This is a genomic window from Saccharothrix sp. NBAS 001 (assembly GCF_056640475.1).
In genome coordinates this window covers 3,723,673-3,746,501 of the sequence record NZ_CM153251.1, presented here as the reverse complement: position 1 = coordinate 3,746,501, position 22,829 = coordinate 3,723,673, and the positions used below count along the sequence as shown (strand labels likewise).

At 74.7% G+C, this 22,829-nt stretch carries 17 protein-coding genes; 11 read left to right on the top strand and 6 right to left on the bottom strand.

Annotated elements, in window-relative coordinates; translation table 11 throughout:
* Positions 1-43 precede the first annotated feature (43 nt).
* From AC0HI0_RS15765 to AC0HI0_RS15740, 6 genes are read left to right on the top strand one after another with little or no spacing between them, the layout of a single operon-like run.
* Entirely contained in the window at positions 44-964 is a 921-nt protein-coding gene (locus AC0HI0_RS15765) for a DUF1702 family protein (protein ID WP_480933104.1), read from the top strand.
* A 24-nt stretch (positions 965-988) separates the two neighbouring features.
* A complete protein-coding gene (locus tag AC0HI0_RS15760) occupies positions 989-2,893 on the top strand; it encodes a CRTAC1 family protein (protein WP_480933103.1) in 1,905 nt (634 codons plus the stop codon).
* Positions 2,890-3,888, top strand: a complete 999-nt coding sequence (locus tag AC0HI0_RS15755; protein WP_480933102.1) for an enediyne biosynthesis protein UnbU — start codon at positions 2,890-2,892, stop codon at positions 3,886-3,888. The genes AC0HI0_RS15760 and AC0HI0_RS15755 overlap by 4 nt, the downstream gene beginning before the upstream one ends.
* The gene (locus AC0HI0_RS15750) at positions 3,885-9,425 is read left to right on the top strand and encodes an SDR family NAD(P)-dependent oxidoreductase (protein ID WP_480933101.1); all 5,541 of its coding nucleotides are present in this window, start codon (positions 3,885-3,887) and stop codon (positions 9,423-9,425) included. Before AC0HI0_RS15755 ends, AC0HI0_RS15750 begins: the two co-directional genes overlap by 4 nt.
* Position 9,426: 1 nt before the next feature.
* The gene (locus tag AC0HI0_RS15745; protein WP_480933100.1) at positions 9,427-9,852 is read left to right on the top strand and encodes an acyl-CoA thioesterase; all 426 of its coding nucleotides are present in this window, start codon (positions 9,427-9,429) and stop codon (positions 9,850-9,852) included.
* 28 nt (positions 9,853-9,880) lie between these two features.
* Positions 9,881-10,177, top strand: coding sequence for a winged helix-turn-helix transcriptional regulator (locus AC0HI0_RS15740; protein ID WP_480933099.1), 297 nt, complete (start codon positions 9,881-9,883; stop codon positions 10,175-10,177).
* 4 nt (positions 10,178-10,181) lie between these two features.
* Here the strand turns inward: AC0HI0_RS15740 and AC0HI0_RS15735 are convergent, their stop codons facing one another.
* The 5 genes from AC0HI0_RS15735 to AC0HI0_RS15715 are packed head-to-tail and all read right to left on the bottom strand — an operon-like array spanning position 10,182 to position 15,973.
* A complete protein-coding gene (locus AC0HI0_RS15735) occupies positions 10,182-10,841 on the bottom strand; it encodes an NHL repeat-containing protein (protein WP_480933098.1) in 660 nt (219 codons plus the stop codon).
* Positions 10,838-12,550: an ABC transporter substrate-binding protein gene (locus tag AC0HI0_RS15730; RefSeq protein ID WP_480933097.1), complete on the bottom strand. Its 1,713-nt coding sequence runs from the start codon at positions 12,548-12,550 to the stop codon at positions 10,838-10,840. The genes AC0HI0_RS15735 and AC0HI0_RS15730 overlap by 4 nt, the downstream gene beginning before the upstream one ends.
* 29 nt (positions 12,551-12,579) lie before the next feature.
* Positions 12,580-13,857 carry an aminotransferase class V-fold PLP-dependent enzyme gene (locus tag AC0HI0_RS15725; RefSeq protein ID WP_480933096.1) on the bottom strand — a complete coding sequence of 426 codons (1,278 nt, stop codon included), beginning with the start codon at positions 13,855-13,857 and terminating at the stop codon, positions 12,580-12,582.
* Positions 13,858-13,907: 50 nt separating this feature from the next.
* Positions 13,908-14,630 (bottom strand): DUF899 family protein, encoded by a 723-nt coding sequence (locus AC0HI0_RS15720; RefSeq protein ID WP_480933095.1) that lies wholly within the window; start codon positions 14,628-14,630, stop codon positions 13,908-13,910.
* A complete protein-coding gene (locus AC0HI0_RS15715; protein ID WP_480933094.1) occupies positions 14,627-15,973 on the bottom strand; it encodes a DUF885 domain-containing protein in 1,347 nt (448 codons plus the stop codon). The genes AC0HI0_RS15720 and AC0HI0_RS15715 overlap by 4 nt, the downstream gene beginning before the upstream one ends.
* Before the next feature lie 321 nt (positions 15,974-16,294).
* Between AC0HI0_RS15715 and AC0HI0_RS15710 the strand changes: the two genes are divergently transcribed.
* The 5 genes from AC0HI0_RS15710 (at position 16,295) to AC0HI0_RS15690 (ending at position 21,631) form a co-directional block, all read left to right on the top strand.
* Positions 16,295-17,440 carry a trans-sulfuration enzyme family protein gene (locus AC0HI0_RS15710; RefSeq protein WP_480933093.1) on the top strand — a complete coding sequence of 382 codons (1,146 nt, stop codon included), beginning with the start codon at positions 16,295-16,297 and terminating at the stop codon, positions 17,438-17,440.
* Entirely contained in the window at positions 17,422-18,345 is a 924-nt protein-coding gene (locus tag AC0HI0_RS15705; protein ID WP_480933092.1) for a homocysteine S-methyltransferase family protein, read from the top strand. Before AC0HI0_RS15710 ends, AC0HI0_RS15705 begins: the two co-directional genes overlap by 19 nt.
* Positions 18,346-18,386: 41 nt before the next feature.
* Complete coding sequence (locus tag AC0HI0_RS15700; protein ID WP_480933091.1) at positions 18,387-20,159, top strand: ABC transporter substrate-binding protein; 1,773 nt, start codon at positions 18,387-18,389, stop codon at positions 20,157-20,159.
* Between the two features lie 257 nt (positions 20,160-20,416).
* Positions 20,417-20,950 (top strand): EF-hand domain-containing protein, encoded by a 534-nt coding sequence (locus AC0HI0_RS15695; protein WP_480933090.1) that lies wholly within the window; start codon positions 20,417-20,419, stop codon positions 20,948-20,950.
* A 168-nt stretch (positions 20,951-21,118) separates the two neighbouring features.
* Positions 21,119-21,631 carry an SRPBCC family protein gene (locus AC0HI0_RS15690; RefSeq protein WP_480934308.1) on the top strand — a complete coding sequence of 171 codons (513 nt, stop codon included), beginning with the start codon at positions 21,119-21,121 and terminating at the stop codon, positions 21,629-21,631.
* A gap of 12 nt (positions 21,632-21,643) precedes the next feature.
* On the opposite strand, the gene AC0HI0_RS15685 is transcribed toward AC0HI0_RS15690, so the two are convergent.
* The gene (locus AC0HI0_RS15685; RefSeq protein ID WP_480933089.1) at positions 21,644-22,618 is read right to left on the bottom strand and encodes an NAD(P)/FAD-dependent oxidoreductase; all 975 of its coding nucleotides are present in this window, start codon (positions 22,616-22,618) and stop codon (positions 21,644-21,646) included.
* Positions 22,619-22,829 lie beyond the last annotated feature (211 nt).

Below are 22,829 nucleotides of genomic sequence, written 5' to 3'. Positions count from 1 at the left end.
GGCGGCAGTGCGCGAATACCACCGAAGCGGAACGCTTCGCAGCGTGCCCCGATTGCGTTCGCCGCTGCGTCTGCCGCTCTTTCTCGCGGATTTCGGCGCACGTGGTTTCCGGGTCGACCGACCGGCCGCCCGGAGCGTCCTGGAGGATCACGCCCGCAGTTTCCTGCGTGGTTTCAACCTCGCCTCCGCGAGGTGGGCGGCGCCGCACGACGAGCTGCACGGGCGGATCCCGGACGAGGAGCGCGGGTTCGCCTACGAGGGCGCGGCGATGTACGCGGGCATCCTCGACCTGATCACGGCGGGCCGGGCGCGGGCCGTGCGCCGGCTGCTGGCCGGCCCCGGGGACCGGTACGTGCACCTGATCCACGTCGGCGCGGGCTGGCTGTTCACCCCGGCGCGGATCGCGGCGGCGCCGCGCCTGCCCGACGACCCGCTGCTGCGCTGGCTGGCGCTGGACGGCTCCGGCTTCGGCGAGGTGTTCTTCGGTGGCCTGCGCGCGCTGCACCGGCGCGCCGCGAGCCGTCCCGGCCCGGAGTGGGAGGCGCGGCTCGCCGGCTGCGGGCGCGCCCTGTGGTTCGCCGAGTCCGCCGATCCGGACGGCATCGCGGGCGTGGTCGCCCGGGCCGCCGAGCCCGCGCGCCCGCACCTGTGGGCCGGTGTCGGCCTGGCCGCCACCTACGCGGGTGGCGTCGACGACGACGTGCTCGACCGCCTGGGGGCCGCCGCCGCGCCGCACCACGACCACTTCGGCCAGGGCGTCGTGTTCGGCGCCGCCGCCCGGCACCGGTCGGGCATCGTGCCCGCCCACACCGCGCGCGCCGCGACGCGGCTGCTCGGTGTCGCGGTCGACGACGCGGCCCGGTGGAGCGAGAGCACCGCGACCGACCTGCGCGCCTCGGCCGACGTCCGCTCGTACCTGCTGTGGAAGGAAAGGCTGCGCGGACTGGTCGCCGCACGCCGCTGACTCGACCGGGGGAGTGCGAAGCCCATGCGGATCAAAGCACGACAGTTGCTGGTCACCGCCGTGATCGTCGTCCTGTGCGCGGCAGCCAGCCTGATGGTGGTGCGGCCCGCGCTCGGCGGGGCCGAGGCGGGTGCGCTGGCCGCCCGCTACCGCTTCACCGCCGAGGTGGTGAACCAGGTGCCGCCGGGCGCCCGCACCGAACGCGCCGTCGCGCCCGGCCTGCGGGACATCCGGGGCTGGATCTCCTCCGTCGGCGCGGCGGCCGGCCTGTCCGACGTGCGCGGCACCGGGCGGCCCGGCGACCTCTGCCTGGTCGACCCGCGCGACGACTCCGTGACGCTGCGCCCGGCCCGACCGTCCGATAGCGACGGTTACCCGCCGGTGCGGCTGGTGCCCGCCGGCCTCGCCTACGACCGCACGATGGCGCCCATGGGGTGCGTGCCCGTCGACATCGACGCCGACGGCGACGTCGACCACGTAGTCCACTACTGGGGCCGCTCGCCGGTGGTCTTCCTCAACACGGCGGGCCCCGGCGTGCCCACCCCCGCCGGCTACCGGGCGGTCGAACTGGTCTCCCCGATGCAGGTCTGGAACTCCGAGACGCTCAACGTCGGCGACGTCGACGGTGACGGCAACCTCGACCTCCTGGTGGGCAACTACTTCCCCGACGGCGCCCGTGTGCTCGACCCGGACGCGGGCGACGAGACCCGCATGCAGATGCAGGACTCGATGGCGCTGGCCCGCAACGGCGGCACCAACCGGCTGCTGCTGACCAAACCCAGCGGACGCCCCGACGAACTGCCCGCCGTGACCGACGCCGGCACCGCGCTCACCCGCGACGCGGCCCTGTCCTGGACCCTGGCGACCGGCCTTCAGGACCTCACCGGCGACGGCCTGCCGGAGATCTACCAGGCCAACGACTTCGGCCCCGACCAGCTGATGCTCAACGAGTCCACGCCCGGCCACGTGAAGCTCACCGAGATCCGCGGCGAGCGCGACCTGACCACGCCGAAGTCGATGGTGCTGGGCAACGACTCCTTCAAGGGCATGGGCGTGACGTTCACCTACGACCGCGACGCGCCGCTGCCCACGATCGTGGTCAGCAACATCACCACGCCGTTCGCCCTGCACGAGAGCAACTTCGCGTTCGCCCCGGACGGGTCCCCGGCGGACCTGGCGGCGGGCCGCCTGCCGTTCCGGGACCGCGCCGAGGCCCTGGGCCTGTCCAGGTCCGGCTGGTGCTGGGACGTGCGCGCCGGCGACTTCGACAACGACGGCGTGGACGAGATCATGCAGGCCAACGGGTTCCTCAAGGGCGAGGTCGACCGGTGGCCGCTGTTGCAGGAACTGGCCATGGGCAACGACGAACTGCTGCACCACCCGGCGTTCTGGCCGCACTTCCGGCCGGGCGACGACCTGTCCGGCCACGAGCCCAACCGGTTCTACGCGCGCGGCCCGGACGGCCGCTACACCGACCTCGCCCGGGAGACCGGCGCGGTGGCCGCCGACGACAACACCCGGGCGCTCGCCTTCGGCGACGTGGACGGTGACGGCAGGCTCGACGTGGTCGTGGCCAACCAGTGGGAGAACTCGGTCCTGCTGCACAACACCGCCGCCGCCGGGCCCTCCGCCGCGCTGCGCCTGGTGCGCCCCGCCCCGGCGGGCCCCGGCGGCGCGGTGACCCCGGCGATCGGCGCGCAGGTGCGGCTGCACCACCCCGACCGGCCGCAGCGCGCCCAGCTCTACCCGGCCAACGGGCACACCGGCGTGTCGGCCCCCGAACTGCACTTCGCGCTGCCCGGCGGCGACCCGGTGCCCGCCACCGTGAACTGGCGCGACGCGTCCGGGCAGCACGAGGCGCGGGTCCAGGTGCGGCCCGGCCGCTCGACCATCCTGCTCGACACCGACGGAACGGCGGAAGTGCGATGACGACCACCCCGACGCGACCCGAACTCGACCGAGGCGCACCGGCGGTCGCGACGCGGGCGCCGGCCGGGGCGCCCGCCGCCCCCGCCGGCCTGAGCCCGGCCGAGCGCAGGGTCAAGGCGCTGATCCGCTTCGCCGCCTCCATCACCGTGTTCAACGTCCTCGGCCACACCGTGCTCGGCTTCGAGCAGGCGCCGATCACCCCGGTCGTCGCCGTGCTGGTCAGCTACGCCAGCGCCCTGCTGTTCGAGGCGCTGGACGCGTGGGCCACCGGACGGCGAGCCGCCTACCTGGGCGGGTTCCGCGCCGCCGCGGTGTTCCTGCTGCCGCCGCACATCACCGGCCTGGCCTGCGGGATGCTGCTGTGGGGCAACTCCTCGCTGTGGCCCTACGTGTTCGCCGTCGTGGTGGGCAACGGCAGCAAGTACCTGGTGCGCCTGCGCGTCGACGGCAAGCTGCGCCACGTCCTCAACCCGTCGAACACCGGCATCGCCGTGGTCCTGGTGCTGTTCCCGTGGGTGGGCATCGCGCCGCCCTACCACTTCACCAGCTTCACCACCGGCACCCTGGACTGGCTGATCCCCCTCGGCGTGCTGATGGCGGGCACGATGCTCAACGCCAAGCTCACCGGCAAGTCGCCGCTGATCCTCGCCTGGGTCGGCGCGTTCGTGCTCCAGGCCGTGCTGCGCTGGCTGCTGCTCGACCACGCGCTGCTCGGCGCGCTGGTCCCGATGACGGGCCTGGCGTTCATCCTGTTCACCAACTACATGATCACCGACCCGGGCAGCACGCCGTCCTCCCGGCGCGGCCAAGTGGTCTTCGGCGTGACCACGGCGGTCGTCTACGCGCTGCTCGTGGTGGACGAGATCTCGTTCGGCCTCTTCTTCGCCCTGGTGATCACCTGCCTGCTGCGGGCCGTGGTGCTCGTGATCGCGTCGCGGCGCAAGACCGCCGACGCGCCGGCCGCCGCCGATCCGGTGGCCCCGGTGGCGTCATGAGCCGCTCCGCCGGGGTGGCCGTGGTGGGCCTGGCGTGCCGCTACCCCGACGCCGACTCGCCCGCGCAGCTGTGGGAGACCGTCCTGGGCCGGCGGCGGGGCTTCCGCCGGCTGCCCGGCGGCCGGCTGTCCGAGGGCTACCTGGGCTCGGCCGACGACCTCGACCGCACCTACGTGACGCACGCGGGCCTGCTGCGCGACTGGCGGTTCGACCGGGAGCGGTTCGGCGTGCCGGGCCCGCTGCACCGCGCGGTGGACCAGGTCCACTGGCTCGCCCTGGAGACCGCCGCCGACGCCCTGGCCGACGCGGGGTTCCCGGACGGCCGGGGCCTGGACCGGGACCGGGTGGGCGTGCTGCTGGGCAACACGATGACCGGCGAGTTCTCCCGGGCCGCGCAGTTGCGCGGGCGGTGGCCGTTCATCCACCGCGCCGCCGCCGCCGCGCTCGCGGGCGCCGGGATCGACGACGAGCGGGCGGGGCAGGTCGTCGGCCTGCTGCGCGACCTGGTGCGCGACCCGTTCCCGGTGCCCAACGACGAGACGCTGGCGGGAGCGCTGTCCAACACCATCGCCGGCCGGGTGTGCAACCACTTCGACTTCCACGGCGCCGGCTTCACCGTGGACGGTGCCTGCGCGTCGAGCCTGATCTCGGTGATGACGGCCGGCCGCGCGCTGCTCGCAGGCGACCTCGACTTCGCGCTGGCGGGCGGCGTGGACCTCAGCCTCGACCCGTTCGAGCTGGTCGGCTTCGCCCGGACCGGCGCGCTGGCGGTGGACGAGATGCGGGTCTACGACGAGTCGCCCACCGGGTTCCTGCCCGGCGAGGGCTGCGGCGTGGTGGCCCTGATGCGCGCCGACGACGCCGAGCGCGCCGGGCTGCGCACCTACGCGGTGCTGGCCGGCTGGGGCACCTCGTCGGACGGCGCGGGAGGGCTGACCCGGCCCCGCTCGCACGGCCAGTCGCTGGCGATGGCGCGTGCCTACCGGATGGCGGGCGTCGCGCCGCACGCGGTCGAGCTGGTCGAGGGGCACGGCACCGGGACCAGGGTCGGCGACGAGGTCGAGCTGACCGCGCTGATCGGGGTGCGCGGCGACGGGTCGGCCCGTGCGGCGCTCGGCTCGGTCAAGGCCAACATCGGCCACACCAAGGCCGCGGCCGGGGCGGCCGGGCTGATCAAGGCCGCGCTCGCGGTGCACCACCGGGTGCTGCCGCCGACCACCGGCGTGGAGTCGCCGCACGAGCTGCTGCGCCGCCCGACGACCCCGCTGCGGCTGCTCGGCGAACCCGAGCCGTGGCTCACCGCCACACCGCTGGCCTCGGTGTCGGCCATGGGCTTCGGCGGCGTCAACGCCCACGTGGTGCTGCGCGGCCGGCCCGCCACGGCCGCCACCGGGTTGCCGCCCCGCGTCGTGGCGCTCGGCCGCCGCGCCCCGCGCCACGCGATCGTGCTGCTCGACGCCCCCGACCCGGCCGCGCTGGCGGAGCGGGTGGGCGTCCTCGCCGACCTCGCCCCCCGGCTCAGCACCGACGAGGTGCACGACCTGGCGGCCACCCTGCACGCCGGGCGGCACGGCCTCGGCGCGGTGCGCTGCGCGCTGGTCGCCGGCACGCCGGACCGCCTGCACCGCGCCGCCACCGCCGCGCGCGACCACCTGGCCGCGTGGAACGGCGCGTTCACGTTGGACGAGAAGGCGGGCGTCGTGCTCGCGTCGGGCGCGGCGGCCCGCGTCGGCGTGCTGCTGCCGGGCCAGGCGGCACCGGTCCGCGCCGACCTCGGCGCGTGGGCGGACGACCTCGACGTGCCCGCAGCGGGCGGGGTCCGGCTCGTGGACGGCGCGCGGGACACGGCGGTCGCCCAGCCCGCGATCGTGCGCCAGTCCCTCGCCGCCCTGGCGTGGCTCGACGCCTCCGGCTGCCGCCCGGTCGGCGCGGTCGGGCACAGCCTCGGCGAGATCGGCGCGCTGGCGTGGGCGGGCGCGCTGGACCCGGCGACCGCGCTGGACCTCGCGGTGGCCCGGGGCCGGGTGATGGCCCGCTACGGCCGGCCCGGGACCACCATGGCCGGTGTCGGTGCCGGACCCGACCGGGTCGCGGCCCTCGCGGACGGCCTGGACGTCCAGGTCGCCGGGTTCAACGGCCCGGAGCAGACCGCGGTGGCCGGGCGGGTGGACGACGTCGAACGGCTCGTGGCACGGGCGCGCGGGGAGGGGATCGCGGCCACCGCGCTGCGCGTCTCGCACGGGTTCCACAGCAACGCCATGGACGACGTGGTGGAGCCGCTGCGCGCGGAGCTGGCCGGGATCGCGTTCGCCCCGCCCGCCCGACCGGTGTTCTCCACCGTCACCGGCCGGGAGCTGGCCGCCACCGCCGACCTCGCCGGACTGCTCACCGACCAGGTGACCCGACCGGTGCGGTTCACCGAGGCCGTCCGCGCCCTCGCCGAGCGGTGCGACCTGCTCGTGGAGGCCGGTCCCGGCACCACGCTGACCGACCTGGCCCGGGTCGCCGTGCCCGGGGTGCCGGTGTTCTCCCTGGACAGCGGTGATTCCCGGCGCCACGCGCTGGCCACGGCCGCGCTCGCGGCGTGCGCCGCGGGCCACCTCGACGCGTGGTTCGCGGGCCGCCCGCACCGCCCGCTCGGCCTGGACGCGCCGGTCGAGCTGCTCGCCAACCCGTGCGAGACCGGCGTGCCCGGCGGGTGGCGGCCGGCCGTCGACGTCCCCGAGCAGCGCCCCCGGCCCGCCGAGGAGGACGTGCCGCAGCGGCGCGCGGCGGCGGACGCCGACCCGGTCGAGGTGGTGCGGGCGCACCTGAGCCGCGTGCTGGAGCTGCCCGCCGCGGGCATCCGGCCCGACAGCACCCTGCTCGGCGACCTGCACCTCAACTCCCTCCAGGTGGTCCAGGTGGTGGCCGCCATCGCCGCCGTGCTCGGCAGACGCCCGCCGGGGGTCGCGTCGTCGGTCGTGGACGCCACGGTCGCCGACGTCGCCGACCTCCTGGCCGCCCAGCCGCTCGCGGTCGAGGAGGCCGCCGGCGTGCTGCCCGCCGGCTTGGCGGGCTGGGTGCGCGCCTTCGAGCACCGCTGGACGCCGTTCGACCCGGTGGAGCCACCCGCGCCCCCGGGCGAGTGGGCGGTGGACGCGCCACCCGGCCACTGGCTGCACCGCGCGCCGCTGCCGGGTGCCGGCCTCGCGGTCTGGCTGGCCGACACCGGGCCCGGGGAGGTGGCCCGGGTGCTCGCCCTGGTCGCGCGGAACCGGCCTGAGCGCCTCGTGGTCGCCCACGCCGGCCACCCGGCCGCCGCCGCCACCGGCCGCAGCGCCGCCGTGGAGCTGCCCGGCTGCGCGGTCACCGTGGTCGAGGTCCACGACGAGCGCGTGGACCCGTGCCTGATCGCCGCCGAGGGGTACCGGGAGCTGCGGATCACCCCGGCGGGACGCGCCGAGCGGGTCGCCACCCACCTGCGGGTGCCGGGTCCGGCGGGCGAGCCGCCGCTCGGGCCCGGCGACGTCTGCCTGGTCACCGGCGGGGTGGCGGGCATCACCGCCGAGTGCGGCGCGGCCCTGGCCCGGCGCACCGGCTGCACGCTGGTCCTGGTCGGCCGCTCCGCCGTCGACGCGCCCGGCGTCCTCGACGCGCTCGGGGACGGCGTCGCCGCCCACTACGTGCGGGCCGACGTCACCGATCCCGCCGACGTGGCGCGCCTGGTGGCCGCCGCCGCCGCGCTCGGCCACGTGCGCGGCCTGCTGCACGGCGCGGGCGTCAACACCCCGCAGCGGATGGACGCGGTGAGCGCGGAGTCGTTGCGGCGGACGCTGGAGCCCAAGGTCACCGGGCTGCGCCTGCTGCTCGCCGCCGCGCCGACGCTGCGGCTGGTGGTCGGCTTCGGCTCGATCATCGGTCGGCGGGGGCTGCCCGGCCAGGCCGAGTACTGCGTGGCCAACGACTGGTTGCGCGCCGAGGTCGAACGCGCCTCGGCGGCGACCCCGGGGTGCCGCTTCCACCTGCTGGAGTGGTCGCTGTGGTCGGGGCTGGGCATGGGGGAGCGGATGGGCGTGGTCGACGCCCTCACCGCCACCGGCATCACCCCCGTCACCGCGGCGGACGGCCCGCCCGCGCTGCTGCGGGTGCTGGCCGACCCCGAAGCCCCGGTGACGCTCCTGCTCGCCGGCCGGTTCCCCGCCGGGCCGACGCTCGCGGTCGCCGGACCGGTGCCGGAACCGCTGCGGTTCACCGAGGACCTGCCGGTCCGGGTCGCCGGGGTGGAGGCCGTGGTCGAGGCGTCGCTGTCCCTCGGCGACGACCCGTACCTGGACGAGCACCGCGTGGAAGGCGTGCCCGTGCTGCCGGCCGTGATCGGCCTGGAGGCCATGGCGCAGGCCGTGGACGCGGTGTCCGGCGGCCCGCAGCGGTGGGAGTTCGCCGACGTCGACCTGCGCAGCCCGGTCACCGTGGAGGAACGCGGTTCGCGCGTCGTGCGGGTGCTCGCCCTGGCCTGCGGGCACCCGGACGACGGCGTGCGGGTCGCCCTGCGCGACGAGTCCGACGCCTTCGGGACCGACCGCTTCACCGCCGTGGTGCGCGGGGCGGCCCCCGCCCCCGCCCGACCGGGGTTCGCGGCGGCCGACGACCCGCCCCACCACGAACACGACGGGGTGCACCCCTTCTACGGGTCGCTGCTGTTCCACAGCGGGCGGTTCCGCCGCCTGCTGGACTACCAGCGGCTGTCCGCGTTCGAGGTCGTCGCGCGCGTCCGCGCCGAGCCGGAGAGCACCTGGTTCTCCGACTTCCACCGCCAGCGGCTGCTGCTCGGGGACCCCGGCGCCCACGACGCCGCCCTGCACGTGCTGCTGGCGTGCGTGCCGCACCGACGGGCGCTGCCGGTGGGCGCGGACCGGTTCACCGTGTGGCGCGCGCCGCGCGGTGTGCTGCGCGTGCACGCCGTGGAACGCTCGCACACCGCCGACGACTACGTGTTCGACGTGGACGTGGTGGACGCGGCGGGTGCGGCCGTGGCCCGCTGGGACGGTCTGCGGCTGCACGCCGTCGGCCCGGCGTCGTGGGAACGGCCGCTGCCGGTGTCGCTCGTCGGGCCGCTGCTCAGCCGGCGGATCGCCGAACTGGGCGTGGCCCGGCGGGTCGAGCTGGTCCTGGCGGGCGCGGACCGGACCGGACCGGACGGCTGGACCGCCGCCACCGGTCGCGGTCACGTGCTGCTCGCCCGCGCGGACCACCCGGTCGGCGTGGCCTGGGGCGCGGACGGGCCCGGCGCGGCGGCGCGGGCCGACGGCGAGACGGTCACCTGCGTCGAGGGCAAGCTGGACGAACCGGTCGAGGTGGTCGCCTGCCGGGTGGCCGCCGCGCGCGCCGCGCTGGCCGGGGTGCGGGTCGACCGGTCCGCGCCCCTGGAGGTGGACGAGGTCACCGACGACGGGCTCGTCGTGCTCTCCGCACCGGGAGCCGTCGCCGCGGTGGCCCGGCCCCGGGTCGACGGCCTCGGGTCGCCGGTGCTCGCCGTCGCGGTGGGAAGGAGCTGACGTGCGGGAATACATCTTCCGGCACCGGGTCATGTTCGACGAGACCAACCTCGTGGGCAACGTCTACTTCGCCCACTACCTGCACTGGCAGGGCCACTGCCGGGAGGCGTTCCTGGCCGACCACGCGCCCGGCGTGCTGCGCGAGGTCCGCGCGGGCGGCCTCGCGCTGGTCACCGTGTCCTGCTCGATGGAGTACTTCGCGGAGTCCTACGCGCTGGACGAGATCGAGATCGGCATGCGGTTGCGCGGCTCGCGCGGCAACCGGGTGGAGATGGACTACGAGTTCCGCCGCGACGGCCGGCTGGTGGCCCGGGGCCGGCAGGCCGTGTCCTGCCTGCGCCGCACCGAGGACGGGGTGCTGCCGGTCCGCGTCCCGGACGAGCTGTCCAGGGCGCTGGTCCCCTACGAGGCGGGGGCGATGACGTGACGCGCGGGGAGTCGAGGAGCTGATGCCCGTGCCGAGCGGAAACGACGACCGCCAGTTCTGCGCGCTGGCGGCCGGCCTGGACGTGGTGGGCGACCTGTGGAGCCTGCTCGTGGTCCGCGAGCTGCTGGTGGCCCCGGCGGACGAGGAGGAGCTGCTGGCGGGCATCCCCGGCATGGACCGCGAGCTGCTGGCCGACCGGCTGGACGCGCTGTGCGGCAGCGGTGTGGTGGAGCGGGGTCGCGACTACCGGCTGACCCCGCTCGGCCGCCGGCTGCACGAGCCGCTGGCCCTGCTGGCCCGGTGGGGCCGGAACAACCCGTCGTGACGGGTCAGCCCCACCGCTGCCCGTTGAGCAGGTCGTCCAGCCGGATCGCCTTGAGCCGGCGGGCGGCGAAGTCGCAGTACCAGATGCTGTAGCCGTCCCACGCCATCCCGGTCGGCTTGCCCTCGACCCGCGCGGTGCCGATGATCTGCCCGGCGGTGGTGTCCACCACGCGCACCAGGCCGGTCTCGAACTCCGCGTACACCACCATCCGGTTGACCGACGTCAGACCGGACGGCGACCCGACGACCGGGATCTCCCGCTGCACGGTCATCGTCTCGAAGTCGCGCAGCTGGAGCACCGCCGGCTCGCGCAGGCACATCCACACGCCCGCCGCGCCCGCCTCGACCCCGCACAGCCGCCCGCTGGGCGGGTCCACCGGCTTGGTGCCCACCACCTCGCCCGACACCGGGTCGACCAGCACGATCCGCTTGGGCCGGCCGCCGACCTGGCACAGCACGCCGTCGTGGTGGGTCAGGTCCGCGCGGACGCGCCCGCACTCCAGCTCCCGCAGCACCTCGCCGCGCCGGGGGTCGACGGCCCAGATCCGCCCGGCGTCCTGGTCGGAGTGCCACAGCACGCCGCCCGACCAGGTCAGGCCGCACAGGTAGGCGCCCGGCGAGGGCAGCGAGCGCACCACCGGGACGGTCGTGGGAGCGGTCGTCACGGCGCCTCCTCCAGCCACACGTTGGACAGGTCGAACCACCGGTCGATGGTGGGCATCGGGATCGCGTCGCGGATCCGCCTGCCGGTCAGGTGCGGGATGGTCGGCGCGTGCTCCAGGATCGGCACGATCGCCGCGTCCCGCATGACCCGCACGTCGATCTCGTGCCACATCCGGTAGGACCGCTCGTGGTCGGTGGTGGCGAGGGCCTCCTCGATCAGGTCGTCCACCGCCGGGTTGCTGTAGCAGCCGTAGTTGCTGGTGCCCCGCGTCCGGTTGGTCTGGAACATCGGCTGGAGGAACGAGCGCCCGTTGTCGCCGAACCAGTCGGGCGTCCACGAGGGCGCGCTCAGGTCCCAGCTGCCCGCCTCGGCGTGCGACGGGTCCTGGAGGTAGGCGTAGTAGTGGGCGTGCCCCAGCGGCAGCAGCTCGACGGTGACCCCGGCCCGTTCCAGGTCGCGGGCGAAGGACTTGGCCACGCCGGGGTTCGCGTCGACGTCGCGGTGCAGGAAGGTCAGCACCAGACCGTCGGGGTAGCCCGCCTCGGCCAGCAGCCGGCGGCACGCGTCCGGGTCGCCGCGGTCGCCGGGCGTCGGGTACAGGTCGAAGGGCACGTACCCGTCGTTGCCCGGCGGGATCGCCGACCGCGCTGGGCGCATCACCGTGCCCGCCGCGAGTTCGTCGTAGATGTCCAGGATCGCGATCTTGTCCAGGGCGTGCGCGAGCGCCCGCCGGACCTCCGGCCGCGCCAGCGCGCCGCCGTTGTTCGGGCTCACCGTGTTGAACACGACGTAGGGGTTCAGCGCGTAGCCGAGGTCGTTGCCCGGGTGGGTGGGGTTGGTCCCGTAGGGCTCGGTCACCGGCGAGGCCCAGGACAGGTCGGCCTCGTCGGAGACGATCCTGCGGCGGACCGCGGCCGGGTCCGCGTGCTCCATCGTGACCTCGACCGCGTCGACGTGCTGGTTGCGCACGGCGTCGCTCGACTTGGCCCAGACCGGGTTGCGCTCCATTCGCAGGAACTTGCCGTGGTCGTAGTCCACCAGCCGGTAGGGGCCGTTGGAGCGGACCTCGCGGCGGAAGTCGGGCCCGTCGGGCACCAGCCCGTCGTACTCGACCGGCGCCGCCGAGGCGAACGGCATCGCCAGGATGTTCAGGAAGTCGGAGGCGGGCCGGACCAGCTCGAACACCAGGGTCCGGTCGTCGAGCGCGCGGATGCCGTCGATCTCGTGCCCGTTCTGGAACGCCGCGAGTTCGGCCGGCGTCGCGTCGGCGTGCGGGACGGCGGCGGCGTACGCCGAGGCGAACTCGGCCATGCCGCGGATGGTGCTGGTGAAGTACCGGATCGCACCGGCGCCGCACACGGGGTTGCACATCCGCTTGAAGCCGCGGATGACGTCGTGGGCGGTGACCGGGCGCGGCGGGGCGGTGTCCCACAGCACGTCGGGGCGCAGCCGGATCGTGTAGGTCAGGTGGTTCACGGTCAACCCGGCGTTGTAGGTCGTCGGCACCTCGACCGCGAGGTCCGGCACCGGCGCGATCGCGCGCCAGTCCCGCAGGTCCGCGACCGCCGGGTAGGTGAACAGCTGCCGGGCGAACAGCCGGATGACCTGGTGGCCCAGGGCGTAGTAGGCCGACGCCGGGTCGACGTGGTCCATGCTGCCCGGCCCGTAGAGCCGAAGAGTGCCCCCGCGCCGCGGTTCGGTGCTGCTCATTCTGCTCGTGACCTCCAGGATCGGGTGGGTCAGGACAACTCGTCGGCCAGCTGGACCATGATCTTGAGCGCGCGGTCGATCTCGTCGTGGTGGTTGAACAGGTGGGTGCAGATCCGCGCCGCGTAGTGGATGTGCGGCGACCCGGGCACCTCGAACTCGACCCACCTGATCCAGATGCCGTGCACGCTCTCCAGGCGGTCGACGAACTCCATGATCTTGTTGATGTTCCAGGCGTCCTCGGGGGCGCGGAACGGCTTGAACGCCACGATCGGCGCGTGCAGGCCGGCGTCGGCCAGCGGGGAGTACAGCGCCCGCTCGCCGAAGTTCTCGACCACCCGCTGCTTGACGTACCAGCCCAGTTCCAGCACCCGCTGCTCGATGCGCCGGCGGCCGATCCGGTTCCAGATGTCGCACGCGTTGGCCAGGGCGGCGGCGCGGCCGATGTTCGCGCTGCCGGCGCTCTGCAGGTAGTCGCCGATGTTGGCGGTCTCGACGGAGGTCCGGGTGCGCTTGGGCATGTCGCCCACGAGCGGGTACCAGGTGGAGATCACCGGCCAGAAGGCGGGCAGCGGCAGCGGGTTGTGCTCGGGGAAGACCTTGTTGCGCGCGTAGAGCAGGCCGGTGCCGAGCGGGCCGCACTGGAACTTCGAGCCGGAGCCCGACATGAAGTCGACGCCGAGCGCGCGCAGGTCGGCGTCGACCATGCCCGGCAGCAGCGCGCCGTCGACCACGGTGACGATGCCGTGCCGCTGGGCGAGGTCGCACAGCGCCCGGACGGGCATCCGGGTGCCGGTGTAGAGGGTCGTCGCGGCGAACGCCATCACCGACGTGCGCGGCGTGATGGCGTCCTCGAACAGCGCCACGAGCTGCTCGGTGGTGACGTCCGGGCCGGAGGGCGGCGTGACGATGGTGATCCGCGCGCCGTGCCGGTTGTGCGCGAGGTTGAGGTTCGACAGCACGGAGAAGCACTCGTGCGAGGTGGTCAGCACCTCGTCGTCGGGCCCCAGGTCCAGGCCCGCGATGATGCGGGAGATCCCCTCCGTGGAGTTGTGGCAGATGACCATCTCGTCCTGGTCCACCCCGAAGTCCCGGGCGATCCGCGCGCGGTACTCCGGGTACAGGGTGGGCGGGTAGATGTTGGCCAGGCTGCCGGTCCACTCCCGGGTGACCCGCTCGTAGGTGTCGACGACCTCGTGCGGCGTCGCGCCGACCGTGCCGGTGTTCAGGTGCGTGGTCGCGGGGTCGAGGGGGAAGATCTCCCGGACCCGCTCCCAGGAGGCGGTGGCGAGGTCGGTGCTGGAAGCCACGGTCGGTCCCTCCGTGCGACGGCGTGGACGTCCACCAAGCTATATCAATTTCAATTGGACTGGGAAGGGGCCGTCCGGGTGCCGCGCTCGTCGAGCACGTAGTCGTTGTCCGCGTACCAGTCGCCCCGCCCCTGCGGAAGCAGGTCGAGCACGTTCCACACCGGACTGAGCAGGTCGATGCCGCGCTCGGAGCCGTCGAGGTGGTTGGCGGGCAACGAGTAGAAGTGGCGCACCGCGTCGCCGTCCTTGCGCAGCACGCTCACCATGGGGCGCTGCGCGCCGTCGGGGTGCTCGGCGTTCATGTCCGCGTTGAACGTCGTGCCGTGGCTCGACAGGATCCGCAGCCCGCCCCAGCCCCGCAGCGCCGCCCACGCGCGCAGCTTCTCCAACGGGGCCTTGGCGATCACCACGAAAGCCGTGCGCTGGGCCAGGTGCGCCGTGACGCCGCGCAGCCCGTCGACCCACAGCGAGCACATCGGACACGCCGCCTCGGCGTCCGGCGCGAACATCAGGTGGTAGGTGAACAGGGTGTCGTGCTCGCCGAACAGGTCCCGCAGCGGTGTGCGGACCGGGCCGCCCGGCCCGTCCTCGGCCAGTTCGTACTCGCCCAGCACGGGGCCGGGCGGCATCGCCCGGCGGGCGGCGGCGACCTCCTCCACCCGGTCCCGCAGCGCCCGCTCGGCCTTGGCCAGTCCGGTCCGCGCGGCGACGTACTCCGGGTCGGCGCCCTTCGGCCAGATCGGCGGGAAGTCGTGGTCTTCGTTCGCGCTCATGTCCTCGGCCCTCCTGCGGCGTCCCGAGTGGACGGTCTGATCGCATCGGCGGCACGGTCCTCGACCGGCCCGGCGGCGGCCAAAGGCTGCCACAGCGGCGTGGTGGGCACAACCGCCCGCACACCCCGACCGGGTGAACCGGTCGCGGCCCGCACCCGGAGGTCGTCGGGCAGGAAAGCGGTCCGCAGCAGCCGGTCGAACCGGTCGCCCGCGCTCTCGTCGTCGGTCCGGGCGGCCAGCCACGCCGCGACCAGCCGCCTGCCCTCGACGTAGCCGACGGTGTAGGCCCGCCAGAGCGGATCGGTCAGGAACTCGACCATGTGCCCGGCCCGCTGCTCGGGCACCAGCAGCCACCGGCCCAGGTGCGCGGCGGCCTCCTCGGCCGACGCGCCCCGGTCGTGCAGCATGATCGCGGCGTCCTGGCGCGCGCCCATCAGCTTCCACCAGGAGCGCATCACCGCCTCGACCCGTTCGCCCTGCACCCGCACCCCCTGCTCGGCCAGGACCGCCGACGTCCACGCGCCCCAGCCGTCGCCGAGGCAGGCGTCCAGCGCCACCTCGGCCATGCCCTCGGAGACCAGGCACCGGGGCGTGTTGACCAGCACCAGCGCGTGCTCGTCCGCGCCCCGGCCGGCGACCAGCCCGGCTTCCTTCAGGCAGTGCTCGGTGTGGTGGCCGGGGTAGGACTCGTGGGTGGCCAGCAGCGGCAGCGCGCCGAGGTTGCGGCCGGCCCGGGAGTCGAGCATGACCTCCGAGCGGTAGTCGCCCAGGTAGCGGTTGAAGGCGTGCCAGGGCTTTTCGTGCACGACCCGGTAGCGGACGTGCTCGCGCTCCGGCAGCCCGTGCCGGGCGCGGACCCGGGAGCGCAGCGCGTCGGAGACCGCCTGCACCGCGCGCTGGAGGTGCTCGGGACCGACGGTGTTGTCCTCGTGGAACCGCTCCAGCCGGTCGCGCAGGTCGCCGGTGCCGGGCAGCAGCGCGCGCAGCTCGTCGTGCGCCTCGGCGTAGTGGTCCTGGTCGCCCATCGCGACGTCGACCCGGAAGTAGGCCCGCACCTCGTCGTGGAACGACACCGGCTCGCCGGACATCCGCAGCGCGGCGCACCTCATGGCCACCAGGTGCGCGCGCAGGTAGCGCTTGCGCTCCGGGGCCAGGCCGCTGTCGGCGACGCGCGCGAGCAGCCCGGTCGCCTCCCGGGCGAGGTCCGCCGGCCGGGCGAGGGGTTCGCCCTCCACCTCGCGGCGCAGGGCCGGGTCGCCGAACCAGCAGTCGACCACGCCGTCGGCCAGCCTGCCCAGGCGCAGGCCGAACCGCAGGTAGGCGCGTACCTCCGGTTCGTCCATCAGACCTCCGGTTCGATATACGTTGCTAAATGTAATGCCCGGTGGGAGGCCGGGCAAGCGGTGCGGTCCGAGGTGTCGGGTCAGGGTGTGTCCGCTGAGGACGGTCCCGTTCACCCGTTTACCTGCTTTAAGAAGGAATAGCTACTGATACGGTCGGGGGAGCGGCGGAACGATCGTCGCCGGTCGAACCCGGTCCGGCCGCGAGCCCGGCGCACGCCCGGCGCACCCACACCCGATGGCGGGAGGTCCCGTGACAGCCACCGAGTCCGGCCCCGCCCGGCCCGAGGGCCGCCGCCGGGCGACGACCCGGTGAGCCGCCGGATGCGGTTCGACACGAAGCTGGTGCACGAGGGCCTGCGGACGCGGCTCGGCACCGGCGACGTGGTGCCGCCGATCCACGTCGCGGCCACCTACGACCGGTACGACCAGGACCCGGCGCGGTACTTCTACGGACGCGGCGAGAACCCGACGCGGGAAGACCTGGAGGCGTGCCTCGCGGCGTTGGAGGACGCGCGGGGAGCGGTGGCGTTCGCGTCCGGGCAGGCGGCCGCGGCGGCGGTGCTGTCGCTGGTGCCGCCCGGTGGCCGGGTGCTCGCCTCGGACGACGTATACGGGGGCACGCACGCGCTGTTCGACCTGTGCCGCGCGGCCGGGGTGGACGTCCGGCAGGTCGACCTGTCCGACGCCGGCGAGGCCGCCGCCGCCTTGTCCGACCACGTGGACCTGGTGTGGGTGGAGACCCCGACCAACCCGCTGATGAAGATCGCCGACATCGCCGCGATCGCCGAGGCCGCGCACCACCGGGGCGGCCTCCTGCTGGTGGACAACACGTTCGCGGGCCCGGCGCTCCAGCAACCGCTCGCCGCCGGCGCGGACCTCAGCCTGCACAGCACGACCAAGTTCATCTCGGGCCACTCCGACGTGCTGGGCGGCGCGGTGGTGGTGGACGACCCGGCGCTGCACGAGCGGCTGGTGCGGCACCGGACGGTGGTGGGCGGGGTGCCCGGCGCGCTCGACTGCTTCCTGGTGCGCCGGGGCGTGAAGACCCTGTCGCTGCGAATGGCGCGCCAGGTGGCGAACGCGCGGGCGGTGGTCGACGTGCTGGTCGGCTCGCCCGCCGTCGGCGCGGTGCACTACCCGGGCCTGCCCGACCACCCCCAGGCCGCCTTGGCGGCGCGGCAGATGTCGGCGCCCGGCTCGATCGTCAGCTTCGAGTACCTGGGCGACGTGGACCGCCTCATGCGCGGCACGGAGCTGTTCGCCGCCGCGGTGAGCCTGGGCGGCGTGCGGTCGTTCATCGAGTGCCCGGCGTCGATGAGCCACCGCCCGGTGCCCAGGCGGACCCGGCTGCGGACCGGGGTCGTGGACAACCTGGTGCGGCTGTCCCTCGGCATCGAGGACCCGGCCGACCTGGTGGAGGACCTGTCCGCCGCGATCGCGGCGGCCGCGTGCGCGGAGAGGAGCTGAGCGGGGTGGACGGGACGACGCTGCTCGACGGCGGCCTGGCGACGGAGGTCCAGCGGGGCGGGCTCCCCGTGCGACCGCCGTGGTGGACCACGAAGGCCCTGCTGACCGACGCGAACCGGAGGGTGCTCGGCGGGGTGCACGAGCGGTACCTGGCGGCGGGCGCGCGGGTGATCACCGCCGCCACGATGCGCTGCAACCTGCGGGCGTTGCGCGCCAACGGCTTGGACGCCGCGGGTCTGGGGTGGATGGTGCACGCCGCGGTCGGGGTCGCGCAGGCCGCGCGGCAGGCCGCCGAACGACCGGACGCCCTGGTGGCCGCGTCCGTCGCGCCGGTCGAGGACTGCTACCGGCCGGACCTGGTGCCCTCGGACGACGAACTGCGCGAGGAGCACCTCTGGCTGGCCACCGAGCTGGTGCGGGCCCGGGTGGACCTCCTGCTCGTCGAGACGATGAACACCGTGCGGGAGGCGCGCATCGCGCTGGGCGCGGCCCGCGCGGTCGGCGCCCGCGCGTGGGTCGCCTTCGTCTGCGGCGACGACGCGAAGCTGCTGTCGGGCGAGGACCTGGGCGAGGCGGCCCGGGTCGCCGAGGGCGAGGGCGCGGAAGCCGTGCTGGTCAACTGCACGTCGCCCGACCGCACCGAGCGCTGCCTGGAAGCGCTGCGCGCGAACTGCGCCGGGGTGATCGGCGCCTACCCGAACCTGGAGCAGCGCGACGGGGCCGGCCCGGCGGGGCACGACGACCGCACGCCGCCCACGGCCGTGGCACCGGACGAATTCGCCGCCCGACTGGGCCGCTGGCGGGTCGACTACGACGCGCGGGTGCTCGGCGGCTGCTGCGGCAGCACACCGGAGCACATCGCCGCGCTGGGCGCCGCGCTGGGCGCGGTACCCGTCACCGGGTGACGGGCTCCGCCGAACCACATCGACCGGGAGGAGTGGCGTCCGTGGTGCGACGGGAGACGCTCGACCTGCCCCACGACGTGGCCGGGCGCACGACGCCCCGGCGCGGGGGCACGCTGACCATGGTGGGGGCCGGGGACGTCGACCACCTCGACCCGGCGCTGGCCTACCACACGGTCACCAGGGGCATCCTGCGCGCGTTCACCCGGCAGCTCGTCGGGTACGTCGCGAGCCGGGACCGGGAGGAGGCGGGCAGGCTGGTCGCCGATCTCGCGGTCGAGGTGCCGACCGCCGCCAACGGCCGGGTGACCGGCGGCGGCACGGTGTACGCGTTCACGCTGCGCGAGGGCGTGCGGTGGGACGCCCCGGGCGGACCGCGCCCGATCACCGCGCACGACGTGGTGCGCGGGATCAAGAGGCTCGCGCACCCACTGGCCCCCAGCCCCGGCCTGGCCTACTACCTCAACGCCGTCCAGGGCCTGGCCGAGTTCCGCGACGCGCTGGCCGCCGCGCCGGGCACCGCCGAGGCCGTCGCGCAACGCCTGGAGCACACCCCGGTCGCCGGCGTCGTGGCGCTGGACGACACCGAGGTCCGCTTCACCACCCGGTACCCGATGTCCGACTTCCTCAACATGCTGGCGCTGCCGTTCGCGACGCCCGCGCCCGTGGAGTACCTGGAGTTCGTGCCGGGCAGTCCCGGGTTCGACCGGGCCGTCATCGCCAACGGCCCCTACCGGGTGGTCGAACGCGTGCCCGGCGTCCGGATCGAGCTGCGCCGCAACCCGGCGTGGGACCCGGCGACCGACGACCTGCGCGCCGCGCACGTCGACGCCGTCGTGGTCCGCGAGGGCCTCGACGAGCGGGCGGCGCACGACCTCGTGGCCGCCGGCGAGGCCGACATGCTGTGGGACGTCCAGCCGCTCACCGAGGAGCTGCCCGACCTGCTCGCGACCGACGACCCGAGGCTGGAGGTCTGCCCGGCGGGCCTGTTCAGCCCGTACCTGGTGATCAACTTCGCCAGTCCCGCCCAGGACGGCGCGACCGGCAAGCGGGAGGTCCGCACCGCCCTGCACTACGCGCTGGACAAGGCCGCGGTGTCGCGGGTGTGGGGCGGCCCCCGGCTCAACGACATCGCCGACCAGGTGCTGCCGCCGCTGTGCCTGGCGCACCGCGAGACCCGGCCGCACGGCACCGCCGGCGGCCGGGGCGACCCGGAGCGCGCCCGGGAGCTGCTGGCGCGGGCGGGCTACCCGGACGGGTTGGCGCTGCGGCTGGTCTTCCGCGACCGCGACATCCACCCGGCCACCGCCGAGGCGGTGCGCGACTCGCTGGCCAGGGCCGGCATCCGGGTGGAACTCGTCCCGGCGTCGATCAACCAGCTGTTCTCGGAGTTCTTCTCCTCGGCGGACTCCGCGCGGACCGGCGACTGGGAGCTGGCGCTCACCGGCTGGGAACCGGACTGGTACGGCAACAACGCGCGCACCTACCTGCAACCGCTGTTCGACAGCCGCGACGTGCCGGCCGACGGCGACTGGGGCTCGAACTTCGGCCGCTACCGCAGCGAGCGGGTCAACGAGCTGCTCACCGCGGCGCTGACCTCGGCCGACGAGGAGCGGGCCGGCGAGCTGTTCCGCGCGGTGGAGGCGGAGGTCCTGCGGGACGGCGCGATCGTCCCGGTGCTGTTCGCACACCAGTACTGGTTCCACTCGACGCGGGTCCGCAACTGGCTGCCCTACCCGGTGCTCAACGGTGACCTGACGAACCTGTGGCTGGCCGACGGGGACGCCGGCGGGGCCGGGTCGCCCGACCCCGGGTGACCCGGGGTCGACCGGTGTGCCGGACACCTCCGGCGGACCGGCCGCACCCGCATTCCGGCGGATCGCCGATCGCGTGACTCACGCCGGGCCGCAGTTCGCGGGGAGGGCACACGGAGAGGACGTCCACCAGGGCCGACACCTGCTCGATCGGGCTTTTTTCCTAACTGGTCAGGGCAATGACGGGTCGAGGGCGCACGGGTAAGCCATACCCAGGACCGCGCTCGCGGACCGGACGGCGAGACCACGAGGAGCCCGGGATGGCCACGGAACTTCAACGGCGCAAGTACGAACAGCACTTCGACCGGTACGACGCCGACGGGGACGGCGTGATCACGCAGTCGGACGTCGACCGGCTCGTCCAGGGGTGGTGCGTCGGTTTCGGCGTGACCCCCGGTTCCCGGCAGTGGCGCGAGGTCACCGACGCCGCCAACAGGTTGTGGCAGTCGCTCCTCGCCGGCGCGGACGGGGACGCCGACCGGGCGATCGGCAAGCAGGAGTGGGTGTCCAGGCACGAGGACGCCGACTTCGTGGCCGACGTGGCCATCCCGCTGGGCCAGGCGACCTTCGAACTCGGCGACGTCGACCACGACGGCCGGGTGGGGCTCAGCGAGTGGATGACCCTCCAGACCGTCGCCGGGGTCGGGCAGGTGGAGGCGCTGGAGTTGTTCCAGCGCCTCGACTCCGACGGCGACGGGTTCGTCACCGCGCAGGAGCACGCGGCGGCGTTGCGCGAGTTCTTCCACGGCACCGAAGCCGACAGCGCGGGCAACGTGCTGGCGGGCCGCGTCTGATCGCCCCGCCCGGTGCCGGGTACGACGTCCGGGCGAGGGGGTCGCACCCGGCACCGGGCTCTGGTCAGGCCCTCCTGGTGTCGATACATTGCTATAGGAACAGATAGTGAGTATCGACGATCCGGTGCCGCGCCCGAGCGGACCCCGGAGAATGGGAGCGTGACCGTCATGGGCGGCCCCGAGTTCGTCTACACGATCCGCATCGACGCCACACCGGCCGAGGTCTGGCGGGGGCTGACCGAACCGGAGCTGACCCGCCTCTACTGGTTCGGCATGGCCTTCGAATCCGACTGGCGGGTGGGCTCGGCGGTGCTGTGGCAGTACGCGCCCGGAGGGCCTGCCGAGGACGTCGGACAGGTGGTGCTGGAGTCCGCGCCCCACCGCAGGCTCGCCTACACCTGGCACCGCTTCCAGCGGTCGCACGCCGTCCTGTTCGGCTGGTCCGACGAGGAACTGGCCCTGCGCACCCGGGAACGGCCGTCCAAGGTGGCCTTCGACCTCGTGCCGCAGGACGACGAGCGGGCGGTCCTGCTCACCATCACCCACGACGACTTCGAGCCGGGCAGCCTGATGTACCAGGCCATCAGCGGGCAGCTGGAGGGCAGCGGGGGCTGGCGCGGCCTGATGGCCGGCATGAAGTCCCTGCTGGAGACCGGCCGGGTCGCGCCCGCCGCCCCCTGACCGGCCGCGTGGCTACCGCGCCGGCGCGGCGCCCGCCCGCCTGGCCTCGACGGCGCGGCGGGTGTCCTCGGCGAGCAGGTCGTCGATGATCGCCACGGCGGCCTGGGCGCCCGCCGCCGCCGCGCCCAGGATCAGCGCGGCCGGGTTGGTGACGTTGCCCGCGACCCACACGTTCGGCACCTCCGTGCGGCCGTCCGCGCCCGCGGCGATGTAGTCGCCGACGTCCCCGGGCCACGGGGTGGGCACCAATCCGAGGGTGCGCAGCACGTCCGCCCGCGCGGCGAACCGGGGGCCGGCCACCAGCGCCCGCACGGCGATGGTCTCCCCGGAGCGCAGCCGGACGCCGGTGAGCCGGTCGTCCACCACCTCCAGGCGCTCGACCTCGCCCGGCGTGATCTCCACCCCGCGCGCGGCCAGCTCCTCGGCCTCGGTCCCGGAGGGCTCGGGACCGGTGTGCAGCAGCAGGCGCAGGTCCGAGGTCCACTGGCTGAACAGCATCGCCTGGTGCACCGCGAAAGGACCGGTGGACAGCACCGCGATCCGCTGGTCGCGGACCTCCCAGCCGTGGCAGTACGGGCAGTGCAGCACGTCCCGGCCCCAGCGCTCGGCGAGACCCGGCAGCTCGGGCAGTTCGTCGTGCAGCCCGGTCGCGGCCAGCAGCCTGCGCCCGTGCACCGCGCGTCCGCCGTCGAGTTCGACCAGGACGCCGTCGTCGGTCGCCGAGGCCGATCGGGCCCGCGCGTCGACCAGCTCCACGCCGTACCCGCGCAGCTCCTCCCGGCCCGCCGCGACGAACTCCGCCGGCGACGCGCCGTCACGGGTGGGGAAGCCGTGCATGTGGGCGGCCGGCGCGTTGCGCGGCTGCCCGCTGTCCACCAGCAGGACCGAGTGCCGTGCGCGCGCGAGCATGAGCGCGCCGCCGAGCCCGGCGGCACCACCGCCGACGACCACGACGTCGTAGTCGGTCTTGCGTTCCTGAGCGGTCACCTGGACTCCCGATCGAATTCGTGAGCTGACACGCGGACCACCTCCGGCGGCGCGACCACTCCACGGGCACTTCGTCCCGGCTCCGCCGCCGACGGGAACCATATCTTATCGTAGTCAACCACTTCGCCGGCGCGAGCGCGGCGCGGTGAACTCGGGAAACGGCGCCGCACTTGCCCGATCGGGGTGAATCGGATCGTGGCGATGGTTCGCC

Bases quoted from the DNA above. Each gene is read 5' to 3' on its own strand.
- AC0HI0_RS15710 (WP_480933093.1), top strand. From the start codon at position 16,295: ATGCGGTTCGACACGAAGCTGGTGCACGAGGGCCTGCGGACGCGGCTC.
- AC0HI0_RS15695 (WP_480933090.1), top strand. From the start codon at position 20,417: ATGGCCACGGAACTTCAACGGCGCAAGTACGAACAGCACTTCGACCGG.
- AC0HI0_RS15730 (WP_480933097.1), bottom strand. From the start codon at position 12,550: ATGAGCAGCACCGAACCGCGGCGCGGGGGCACTCTTCGGCTCTACGGG.
- AC0HI0_RS15720 (WP_480933095.1), bottom strand. From the start codon at position 14,630: ATGAGCGCGAACGAAGACCACGACTTCCCGCCGATCTGGCCGAAGGGC.
- AC0HI0_RS15755 (WP_480933102.1), top strand. From the start codon at position 2,890: ATGACGACCACCCCGACGCGACCCGAACTCGACCGAGGCGCACCGGCG.
- AC0HI0_RS15760 (WP_480933103.1), top strand. From the start codon at position 989: ATGCGGATCAAAGCACGACAGTTGCTGGTCACCGCCGTGATCGTCGTC.
- AC0HI0_RS15750 (WP_480933101.1), top strand. From the start codon at position 3,885: ATGAGCCGCTCCGCCGGGGTGGCCGTGGTGGGCCTGGCGTGCCGCTAC.
- AC0HI0_RS15715 (WP_480933094.1), bottom strand. From the start codon at position 15,973: ATGGACGAACCGGAGGTACGCGCCTACCTGCGGTTCGGCCTGCGCCTG.
- AC0HI0_RS15690 (WP_480934308.1), top strand. From the start codon at position 21,119: ATGGGCGGCCCCGAGTTCGTCTACACGATCCGCATCGACGCCACACCG.